This window comes from Sphaerimonospora thailandensis (assembly GCF_016863115.1).
GTDB lineage: Bacteria > Actinomycetota > Actinomycetes > Streptosporangiales > Streptosporangiaceae > Sphaerimonospora > Sphaerimonospora cavernae.
In genome coordinates this window covers 24,094-33,933 of the sequence record NZ_BOOG01000068.1, presented here as the reverse complement: position 1 = coordinate 33,933, position 9,840 = coordinate 24,094, and the positions used below count along the sequence as shown (strand labels likewise).

Below are 9,840 nucleotides of genomic sequence, written 5' to 3'. Positions count from 1 at the left end.
CGGCCAGTCGCTTCTGGGTGCCCGCCTCGGTGAGCTCGAACCCGGGGGCCCGGCCGTCCTCGGCGGGCGAGAGCAGTACCCGCACCGCGAGCGTCTTCGAGCGGCCCGGCTTCGCACCCGTGAGGTCGTCGCGCCAGCGCAGCCATCCGCCCCGGGCGAGATGCGTGACGAGGTGCAGCCCGTCGCAGTCGAGGTCGAGGAACTTGCCGTGGCGGCCCGCCCCGGTGACGGTCAGGCCGCCCAGCGCCGTGACGGGCGGGTCGACGGTCTTCAGCGCCTGGAAGGCGACCACGTCCACCCCCGCGATCGCGCGCCCGACGGCATGCTCGCGCAGGAACTCGGCAAGGGCCTCGACCTCGGGCAGTTCAGGCATGCCTGAACGGTATCCCGGAGAGTCCCGCCTACACGGGCACGTCCCAGAAGGCGAGTTCGTGGTTCATGGCCTCGATGAACAGTTCCTTGGTCCGCTCGGGCTCGGGGTCGATCTCGTCGATCATCTCGGCGATGCGTATGGCCAGTGCGGCGAAGCCGGGATCGGCGTAGGTGTCCACCCACCGCCTGTAGCGCGGCTCGGCGGGCGGGTTCTCGGCGAGGATCCGGCCGAGCGTGGAATATCCCCAGGCGCAGGGGTAGAGCGCGGCCAGCCCCTCCGCGTAGTCCGCCGCAGACTCCAGCAGGAACGACGTGTAGGCGGCGCAGGCCGGGCCCTTCTTCGCGCCTTCGAGGTCCGCGCCGAACTCGGCGGACAGCGAACGGTGCAGGTCGAGCTCGTCGTGCCAGGTCGAGTACGCGAGATCGACGAGGTCGCCGAGGTGGTCGTCCGGAGCCTGCCAGGCCAACCGGGAGAACACCCGGACGTAGTCGAGCAGATACAGGTAGTCCTGCTCCAGCCAGGACCGGAAAACCGGTTCGGGCAGATCACCCGCCGCGATGCCCCGTACGGTCGGGTGGGCGAGCTGGGCGTCGAGCATCGGCCGCCCGATGGCATGAAGTTCCGCAGAGATCCCCATGGGCCCCATTCTGGCCGCACGGCGGCGTGATCCGGACACTAGTGCCCTGATCGCCAAGGTTTGCCCGGAAGGAGCGGTGCCCAGGGTGGTGCTCGCAAGGCGGAGGAGGAGAACGCGCGTTTTACGAGGCGGCAGTGCTCGACAAGCAAAGGCTCACCTCAGAGTTGTGCGGGTAGCAGAATGAGCGCGCTCGTGTGCCTTGGACGGACGACCGTGAAGTGACGGCGATCGATGGTCGCCACCTCGGTGGCGCCCAATCGCTCGGCGATGGCGATCACAGAGGCATCGACCGCACCGAGAGGGAGGCTCGCGTACGTCTCCACCAGAATGCTCATGCGGATGAGATCTTCATTCGTCAGATCGATCAGATCCAGGCCCGATCCGAAGGACTTCAGAAACGCCGCTTCCGCTTTGCTTCCCTGTCGTTTCTCGACAAGTTGGCATACTTCGGTGGCTACTGTCGCTGGAACGAGCAGCGGCCCCGGATGGGTTCGGAGGAGCTGGGAGCAGGCATAGTGGTGGTTGTCCCGGTTGTTGACCGCAGCGACTAGCGGACCGGAGTCAATGACGATCACAAAGAGTGATTGTCCTCCACACGGAGGATTTCTTCAGAGCGTTCTGCGAAATCCGGCTCCGCTTCCAACATCCCGATGAACGGCAGATCACGAACCACTGGTTGCTCTTCAACCTGACCGCGGACAAGACGCAGTAGAGGAGCCACCTTCTCTTCAGGCAACCGCTCCACCAGATGGTGGAGCTCCTCGCGCATCACGCTCATGTGTCAAGTCTAACCGACCCGATCCCAGAGCACAGGGCCGAAGGATGGGCAGCCATGAGAGGCGTAACTGCACCGGTATCCGGTCCCATCGCCGATGACCCCGAGGCATCCCGTCACTGGCGAGAACGGCTGGCCATGACGGCCAAAGACTACGCTCGCGAGGCCGACGAGCGTGACGCCGATCGGCAGCGGGGGGATGTCATTTAGCTATGACGTCCTTGGGGACGGGCTTGTCCTCGGCGAGGGCGTTGAACAGGCGAAGTGCTTTCTCTCTGTCCCACTTCACCACCGCGGCACCGTTGATCGTCGGAAGTGACCCGATCGGGACCGCCGTGGTGACGGGGCTCTCCCGCATGGCCATGCCGACCGACAGCAGGTCGAACAGTCCGGTGCCGGGGTCGACCTCGACCGAGTCGGCCGCGCTCAGCCCCAACGGCACCGACGTGAACGGGTTCAGCAACGTGCCGGGAGACGCGGCCTTATGCACGATTGCGGAGACGAACTGGCGCTGGCGCTGGGTGCGCTCGAAGTCGGGGATGGCACCCGTCGCCCGGGTCCGTACGTAACCGAGCGCGGTGCCGCCGTCCATGTCCTGACAGCCCTTTTTCAGGTTGATCCCGGCCTTGGGGTCCTTGATGTCCTGCTTCACGCAGATGTTGACCCCGCCGATCGCGTCGACGATGCCGACGAACCCCCCGAAGCCGATCTCCATGTAGTGATCGATCCGGATGCCGGTGACCCGCTCGACGGTCTTCGTCAACAGTTCCGGGCCGCCGAAGGCGTACGCCGCGTTGAGCTTGTCGCTGCCGCGGCCCTCGATCGGGACGTACGAGTCGCGGGGCAGGCTGACCAGGGTCGGCCGACCGCTCTCGGGGATGTGGAGCAGCATCATCGTGTCGGTCCGCTTGCCGACCGCCTTGCCGGTGGCGAGCTTCCGGCGCTGCGCCTTCGTCAGGCCGGCCCGGCTGTCGGACCCGACCAGCAGCCAGTCCTGCCCGGGCGTCTCGGCCGGACGCCCGGTGTAGTCGCCGAGCACCTCGGTGTGCTTGAGTCTGCCGCCGATCCAGAAGTAGAGGCCGACGGCGGCGATGATCAGGATGACGAGCAGGGCGGCCACGCCCCTGAATATGATCTTGCCTGTCGGCCGCCGCCGCCGCGCGCCACCGTCACGCTCATGCCGGTCGTCGCCACCGCCGCCACCGCCGCCGCCACCGCCGCCTCTGAGCGGGCGTACCGGAGCCTGGCCGGACCGGGGCTTGCCGTACACCTCGGACCTGATTCGCGGGATCGTGTTGTCGCGGCCCCCTGCGCCGATCCCTTCGCGGCCTGTCGGCATGGGGGGCGGTGGCCCGGTGGGAGGCCGGCCGGACGGTGCCGGCGGGCGTGCCCCCGGCCGCCGGATAGCCCGGGTCGCCTCGTCATCCTCGGCCAATGTGACTCCCCACGCTCGCACCCGGACGGCGTCGTGCCGCCCGCCCCCGTCTTTGCCCGGCCATTACGGTAGGACCTTGACTTTAAGGTAGCGCCGTCACCATCAAAGTACGCGCGCCGTTGTCGGCGGCACATAAAGCAGCGGCCCATGAAACGGCGGCCGACATAACGGCGGGGGTCGTCTCGTCCGGTGCCTTGACGACGGGCCCCGGGCGCGAATGAATATGGGCAGATTGGACAGACCGGCTTACCCGAGCAGGCTCTGCCGCGTGGATTCCGCCCCCGGTCGGAACCGCCGGCGGCGGCCGGTCCATGCGCGGCCATCGGCAAAGGAGTTCCAGCGTGCCGCAGACGACCAACACCGCAGCCTTCCGCGATGCCCGTGACCTGCTGCTGCGCCTTTCCAGTGATCACGGCAAGGCCGTGGCGGAGTTCACCTGGCCCGTCTTCGACGGAGAGACCTTCAACTGGGCGACCGACTGGTTCGACGTGATCGCCAGGGGCAACGATCGGACGGCGCTGTGGATAGTCGAGGAGGACGGCGCCGAGCGGCGCTACTCGTTCGACGAGATGGCTCACCGCTCCGACCAGGTCGCCACCTGGCTGTCCGGCCTCGGCAGCTGCCCAAGACCATCTCCGGCAAGATCCGCCGTGTCGAGCTGCGCGCCAGGGAGAACGCCGACGCCGACGGGGCTTCGCCGGGCGGCGAATGGCGGGACGACCAGTTCCCGGAGCTGCGGAGCGACCGATGATCGGGTAGCCGGTGGCCGGAGGTGGGAAACCAACCGGGGGCGCCGAGCCGTTACCGTGGTGTACCACCACACGAAAGGAATGACGTGTCCGCTCCGGACTCCTGGAGTACCGGCCCGTGCCTCGGCACGGGATCCCACCTCCATACGGCGAGCGCTCGGTGAGCGCCGCCGCCGGCCTACTGGCCGTACTCCTCCTGACCATCGCCACCGGATTCTTCGTCGCTCAGGAGTTCGCCTTCGTCGCGACGGACCGTACGGCACTGCGTGAGCAGGCCGCCGCCGGTGACGCCGCGGCCCGGCGTGCCCTCGACATCACCGGCCGCCTGTCGTTCATGCTCTCCGGCGCACAGCTCGGCATCACCGTCACCACGCTGCTGGTGGGCTTCATCGCCGAGCCGGCCATCGCCGGCCTGCTGCGCGACCCTCTGGAGCGCCTGGGCGTACCCGCCGGCGCGGTGCCCGGCGTCGCCGTGGCGCTGGGCATCGCGATCGTGACGGTCATCCAGATGATCCTCGGCGAGCTGGCGCCGAAGAACCTGGGCATCGCCCGTCCCGAATCCGTCGCCCGCTTCCTGGCCGGCCCGACGCTCGTCTACCTCAAGGTCGCCGGGCCGGTGATCCGCCTGTTCGACTCCGCCGCGTCCCGGCTGGTCCGGCTGGTGGGCATCGAACCCGTCGAGGAGCTCGCGCAGGGCGCCACGCCGGAGGAGCTGTCCCGCATCGTGGCGGAGTCCGCCGCGGCCGGCGAGCTGCCACCCCGGCTCGCCGATCTGCTCGAGCGCGCTCTGGAGTTCGGCGACCGTACCGCCGAGGACGTGATGGTCCCGCGCCCCCGCGTGGTCTCGCTGCGCGCCGGGCAGCCGGTCGGGGCGCTCCTCACCGCTCTACGCACCCACGGCCACTCCCGTTATCCGGTGCTCGGCGCCGACACCGGCGAGGTCGTCGGCATCACCGGGATCCCGGAATATCTGCACGCGGATTCGCCCAGGCTGATCGGCGGCATCACCCGGGCCCCCGTGCTCGTGCCGGCCACGCTGCCACTGCCCGCGCTGCTGAACCGGATGGCCGAGTCGGGCGAGACGTTCGCCTGCGTCATCGACGAGTACGGCGGTCTCGCCGGCGTGGTCACGATCGAGGACCTCGCAGAGGAACTCGTCGGCGAGCTCGTGGACGAGAACGACCCCGAGCCCCTCGGCGTCGTCGTACGCGACGACGGGAGCTGGGAGGTGCCGGGCACGCTCCGCCTCGACGAGGTCGAGCGGGCCACCGGCGTACGGCTTCCAGAAAGCGACGACTACGAGACGATCGCCGGGCTGGTGCTCGCCGCGCTGGGCCGGATGGCCGAGACCGGCGACGAGGTCGGCGCCGAGCTGCTGCCGGAGACCGACCCGTTCGCCGCTGACGAGCCCGGCGCACGGCGGGCCCTGCTCACGGTCCTGAGCGTGCGCCGCCGAGTCCCCGAGTGGGTACGGCTCGCGGTCCGCGACCGTGGACTCGGCGAGCCAGGGGGGTCCGGCGAGCCAGGGGGGTCCGGCGAGCCGGACGGACCGTGGGAGGCCGGGAAGGCAGTCGGGAAGACAGCCGGGAAGGCAGGGGAGTCGCAGGCGCGCGGGGAGCCCGATAAGCACGAGTTCTCCCGTAGGCGACATACCTCGCGTGAAGGCATGTTGTGGGAGATAACGGCATGAGCGGAAATCTGGGGGCGATCCTGCTCGGGGTGGTCCTGCTGATCGCCAACGGGCTGTTCGTGGCCGCGGAGTTCGCCCTCGTGTCGGCCAAACGACACCGGCTGGAGGAGTTCGCGCTCTCAGGCGGGCGGTTGGCCCGGGTGGCGGCCCGCATGGCCGCGCGTGGCGGACGCGAGCTTTCGCTCATGCTGGCCGGCGCCCAGCTCGGCATCACGCTGTGCTCGCTGGGCCTAGGCATGGTCGCGGAGCCCGCCATCGAGCACCTGCTCGAGCCGGTGCTCGTCCTCCTGCCCGAGTCGCTGCGCACCCCCTCCGCGTTCGTCGTGGCGCTCGCGCTCGTGACGTTCCTGCACATGGTCGTCGGCGAGATGGCGCCCAAGTCGCTGGCGCTGACCCATCCCGAGCGGGCGGCGATGGGGCTGGCCCTGCCGTTCCGCGGTTTCACGTGGATCGTCCGGCCGGTCCTCGCGGTGCTGAACGGCCTGACCAACGCGGCACTCGGAGTTTTCGGCGTGCGGCCGCGCGACGAACTCGCCACCACGCGCACCCCGCACCAACTCGCCATGCTGGTGGCCGAATCCGGTCGGATGGGCATGCTCGACCGAGACGAACACAACCTGCTCACCCGGGCGCTGCGGGTCCAGTCGCAGCCGGTGGAACGGCTCATGCTGCCGCTGGGCGAGGTGCCCTCCGTGCCGGCGGGCGCCGACGACCGGGTGGTGCGCGAGACCGCGGTCCGCAGCGGCAGGCGCCGCATGCTGGTGGTGTCCGGCGAGGACGTGCTCGGCGTGCTGCACGTCCGGGACGCCCTGATCCACCCGGAACGCCGCCCGGAGGAGGTGGCGACCTCCGCGCCCCGGGTGGCGGCGGCCACCACCGTTCTCGACGCGGTGACCGTGCTCCAGGAGGCTCATGCGCAGCTGGGCCTGGTCACAGACGTGTCCGGCCGGGTCATCGGGGTGATCGATCTCACGACCCTGCTCGGCGAACTCCTGGCCGTTTGAGTCACTCCGCCCCTGGCTGCATGGGTATCCAGGGGAAAGATCGCTATCGGCGTTTCTGTAGCCCTGCTGCTTCTGTGCCGAAATTCTGCAAGATCACGAAGGCTGTAAGGGTAGGTGGGAGGCCGTGCCTGCGAGCAACTGCAAGATCACGCGCGGAGGGAGGGGGGAGGGGGGAGGGGGGAGGGGGAAATGAAAAAGCCCCGTGGGCGGAAGTTCGGCTTCCGGTCCTACGAGGCTGATGTCTGGTGGGCAAGGGGGGAGTTGAACCCCCACGTCCTTTCGGACACACGGACCTGAACCGTGCGCGTCTGCCATTCCGCCACTTGCCCGTCGCGGCTGCTCCCCACTCCGGGGTTGCGTGGAAAGGTTAGCACGTAACCGCCGGTGGTACCGAACCCGGATACGATCCCTCCTAAGGGACGTCGGCGATGGAGCTGTGCAAGCACCGGAGCGGTCGCGACCAACAGCGAGTGGAGGGAGGTATCCGGTGGGAGTCCTTCAGCGCTTCGAGCGAAGGCTCGAAGGGTTGGTTGAAGGGGCCTTCGCGCGCGCGTTCAAGTCCGATCTCCAGCCGGTCGAGGTGGCCAGCGCCGTACAGAGGGAGATGGACGAGCGGGCCGCGATCGTCGCTCAGGGTCGCACGCTCGTGCCCAACGACTTCGTGGTGGAGCTGTCGACCACCGACAGCGAGCGGCTGGAGGTGTACGCCGACAGCCTCAGTCACGAACTGGCGAATCTCGCCAGGGAGTACGCGAAGGAGCAGGGGTACTCGTTCGTGGGGCCGGTCCGCGTGCGGTTCGAGACCGCGGACGATCTCGGGGTCGGGCTGTTCCGGATCCGGTCGGGTGTGATCCGCGGGGCGACGGTCGAGCAGGACGAGATCCGCCAGCCGGTGAGCGACCTGCCCGCCGGCCGCCCGAGCGCGTTCGGCGGCCGTCCCCGGCTGCTGGTCTCCACCCAGGACGATCCGCAGGGCCAGCGGTCGTACGAACTGACCACGCCGGTGACCTTGCTCGGCCGTGGCACCGACTGCGACCTTCGACTCGTGGATCCGGGCGTGTCACGGCATCATGCGGAGTTAAGGGTGGAGGGGCAGCAGGTTGTGCTCGTCGACCTGGGGTCCACGAACGGTACCTTCGTCAACGGCCAGCCGGTCCGTAGGATCGAAATGCAGGACGGGACGCGGGTCACACTGGGTCGCACGACCCTGGTGTTCCGGCGAGATTAGAGGTAGACAAGCGGTCCATGTCCGAGCTAACGCTGCTGCTGATCCGGCTCGCCTTCCTGGCGTTGCTGTGGTTCTTCGTGATTGCCGCGGTCGGCGTCATCCGGACAGACCTGTTCGGCCCGCGTACGGCTCCCGCGTCCGCACGGAAGCCGGCCAAGCAGGCCAAACCCATGGCGAAGCCCAAGCAGAAGAAGGGCGAGCCCCGTCAACTGATCGTCACTGGTGGTCCCCTGCAAGGGACCATCATCAACCTTACGGAGATGCCCATCACCATAGGCCGGGCGAACGACGCCACGCTGGTCCTCAGCGACGACTACGCTTCCAGTCGGCACGCCCGATTGTTTCCCCAGGACGGCCAGTGGATCCTGGAAGATCTCGGATCGACCAACGGTACGTACCTTGAACGTTCTAAAGTGACCCGCCCGACCCCGGTGCCTCTCGGAGTTCCGATCCGCATCGGCAAAACCGTCATCGAATTGCGCAAATGACAATCGCACTCCGCTACGCCGCTCGCTCGGACGTCGGCCTCCTCCGTGAGGGGAACGAGGACTCGGCGTATGCCAGCGGCCGCCTGCTCGCCGTCGCCGACGGAATGGGCGGGCATGCTCACGGCGAGGTGGCCAGTTCGGTCGCCATCGCCGCAATGTCGTCCCTGGACCGCGGTGTGGATCACGGGGACGCCTTCGGCGGTGACCTGCTCGGCGACATCGAGGCGGCGGTCCGGGACGCCAACCGTCAGCTACACGCGATGGTGGCCCGGGACCCGAGCCTCAAGGGCATGGGCACCACCCTCACCGCGATGCTCTGGCACGGTTCCCGCTTCGCGCTGGTTCACGTGGGCGACTCCCGCGCGTACATGCTGCGGGGCGACGAGCTGTTCCAGATCACGCACGACCACACGCTCGTCCAGTCGCTGGTGGACGACGGCCGCATCACTCAGGAGGAGGCGGCCAACCACCCGCAACGCTCGATCCTGCTCCGGGCGCTCGACGGCAGCGGCGAGGTCGACCCCGACCTGCAGGGCCGGGAGGCCCAGGTGGGCGACCGGTACCTGCTCTGCTCCGACGGTCTGTCCACCGTCGTCAGCGCCGAGACCCTGCATCACACGCTCACGACGGTCGAAGACCCCGAAGACGTCGTACGGCAGCTCATCGACCTGGCCAACCGGGGCGGTGGGCCGGACAACATCACCTGCGTGGTCGCCGATGTGATCGATGTGGGCGACGCGCCGCCGCCCGTCACGGCCGCGGCGATCGTGGGCGCGGCGGGTTCGGGCCGGGCGTTCGGTCCGGTCTCACCGAGCGGTGGTCCCGCCCCCGGGGCGATGGCGGCCACCGCGCCACAGCCGGTGATCCTGGATGAGGATCTCGACGACGAGCCCGTGCGGGGGGCCAGGTCCTCCGCACGGCGGTCGAGAGGCTCGGGCTCGGAGAAGCGCCGGTCCTGGCTGCGGCCGGTCACGGCGGTCGTGGTCATCGGTGCCGTGCTGGGCGGCGGCGGCTACTTCGGCTCCCAGTGGGTTCAGAGCCAGTATTACGTCGGCGCCAGCGGGGACAAGCTGGTTGTCTTCCGCGGCGTCGACGTCCAACTCGGGCCGGTGTCCCTCAAGGATGTCGCCTACGCCGAGGAGCACGCCCGCGTCTCGGCGCTCGCCGACGTGCAGCAGGACCAGGTGCGCAGTGGGATCCCCGTCGACGACCTCCGGGCGGGAATCGCGATGATAAAGAGCTTCAACGCGTCCGATGGCGCCAAGCAGGGCACCGACCAGCAGGACACCGCCAAGCAGGAAACCGCCAAGCAGGACACAAACCAGCAGGAAACCGCCAAAGTGGGCACCTCCGGACAGAACGCCTCGAACCCGGACGCCAACCCGGACGCCCCGACCTCGACCTCGACCCCGACTTCGGCGAGGTCCGGTCAGTGAGTGCCGCCGAAGCCATGCCCGTGCC

10 protein-coding genes and 1 tRNA gene are annotated in these 9,840 nt (G+C 68.9%); 5 read left to right on the top strand and 6 right to left on the bottom strand.

The annotated features are described in order from the left end of the window. The 5 genes from Mth01_RS26330 to Mth01_RS26310 all read right to left on the bottom strand — a co-directional run. The coding region (locus Mth01_RS26330) for a DNA-formamidopyrimidine glycosylase family protein (RefSeq protein ID WP_308440846.1) at window positions 1–373 on the bottom strand (373 nt) is incomplete at its 3' end. Window positions 374–401: 28 nt separating this feature from the next. Continuing rightward, window positions 402–1,010: a TenA family protein gene (locus Mth01_RS26325; protein WP_204018648.1), complete on the bottom strand. Its 609-nt coding sequence runs from the start codon at window positions 1,008–1,010 to the stop codon at window positions 402–404. Window positions 1,011–1,168: 158 nt separating this feature from the next. After that, window positions 1,169–1,585, bottom strand: a complete 417-nt coding sequence (locus tag Mth01_RS26320) for a type II toxin-antitoxin system VapC family toxin (RefSeq protein WP_204018647.1) — start codon at window positions 1,583–1,585, stop codon at window positions 1,169–1,171. Beyond that, window positions 1,582–1,788, bottom strand: coding sequence for a hypothetical protein (locus tag Mth01_RS26315; protein ID WP_204018646.1), 207 nt, complete (start codon window positions 1,786–1,788; stop codon window positions 1,582–1,584). The genes Mth01_RS26320 and Mth01_RS26315 overlap by 4 nt, the downstream gene beginning before the upstream one ends. 199 nt (window positions 1,789–1,987) lie before the next feature. Beyond that, complete coding sequence (locus Mth01_RS26310) at window positions 1,988–3,124, bottom strand: LCP family protein (RefSeq protein ID WP_204018645.1); 1,137 nt, start codon at window positions 3,122–3,124, stop codon at window positions 1,988–1,990. Window positions 3,125–4,129: 1,005 nt separating this feature from the next. On the opposite strand from Mth01_RS26310, the gene Mth01_RS26305 reads away from it, so the two are divergent. After that, window positions 4,130–5,659: a hemolysin family protein gene (locus tag Mth01_RS26305; RefSeq protein ID WP_204018644.1), complete on the top strand. Its 1,530-nt coding sequence runs from the start codon at window positions 4,130–4,132 to the stop codon at window positions 5,657–5,659. Then, window positions 5,656–6,663, top strand: coding sequence for a CNNM domain-containing protein (locus tag Mth01_RS26300; protein WP_204018643.1), 1,008 nt, complete (start codon window positions 5,656–5,658; stop codon window positions 6,661–6,663). Before Mth01_RS26305 ends, Mth01_RS26300 begins: the two co-directional genes overlap by 4 nt. Before the next feature lie 243 nt (window positions 6,664–6,906). On the opposite strand, the gene Mth01_RS26295 is transcribed toward Mth01_RS26300, so the two are convergent. Then, a tRNA-Leu gene (locus tag Mth01_RS26295) sits at window positions 6,907–6,992 on the bottom strand. 158 nt (window positions 6,993–7,150) lie between these two features. On the opposite strand from Mth01_RS26295, the gene Mth01_RS26290 reads away from it, so the two are divergent. The 3 genes from Mth01_RS26290 to Mth01_RS30225 are packed head-to-tail and all read left to right on the top strand — an operon-like array spanning window position 7,151 to window position 9,815. Then, complete coding sequence (locus Mth01_RS26290; RefSeq protein ID WP_204018642.1) at window positions 7,151–7,891, top strand: FhaA domain-containing protein; 741 nt, start codon at window positions 7,151–7,153, stop codon at window positions 7,889–7,891. A 17-nt stretch (window positions 7,892–7,908) separates the two neighbouring features. Continuing rightward, entirely contained in the window at window positions 7,909–8,379 is a 471-nt protein-coding gene (locus Mth01_RS26285; RefSeq protein WP_204018641.1) for an FHA domain-containing protein FhaB/FipA, read from the top strand. Continuing rightward, complete coding sequence (locus Mth01_RS30225) at window positions 8,376–9,815, top strand: PP2C family protein-serine/threonine phosphatase (protein WP_204018640.1); 1,440 nt, start codon at window positions 8,376–8,378, stop codon at window positions 9,813–9,815. Before Mth01_RS26285 ends, Mth01_RS30225 begins: the two co-directional genes overlap by 4 nt. Window positions 9,816–9,840 lie beyond the last annotated feature (25 nt).

Bases quoted from the DNA above. Each gene is read 5' to 3' on its own strand.
- Mth01_RS26285 (WP_204018641.1), top strand. From the start codon at position 7,909: ATGTCCGAGCTAACGCTGCTGCTGATCCGGCTCGCCTTCCTGGCGTTG.
- Mth01_RS26300 (WP_204018643.1), top strand. From the start codon at position 5,656: ATGAGCGGAAATCTGGGGGCGATCCTGCTCGGGGTGGTCCTGCTGATC.
- Mth01_RS26310 (WP_204018645.1), bottom strand. From the start codon at position 3,124: ATGCCGACAGGCCGCGAAGGGATCGGCGCAGGGGGCCGCGACAACACG.
- Mth01_RS26315 (WP_204018646.1), bottom strand. From the start codon at position 1,788: ATGAGCGTGATGCGCGAGGAGCTCCACCATCTGGTGGAGCGGTTGCCT.
- Mth01_RS30225 (WP_204018640.1), top strand. From the start codon at position 8,376: ATGACAATCGCACTCCGCTACGCCGCTCGCTCGGACGTCGGCCTCCTC.
- Mth01_RS26325 (WP_204018648.1), bottom strand. From the start codon at position 1,010: ATGGGGATCTCTGCGGAACTTCATGCCATCGGGCGGCCGATGCTCGAC.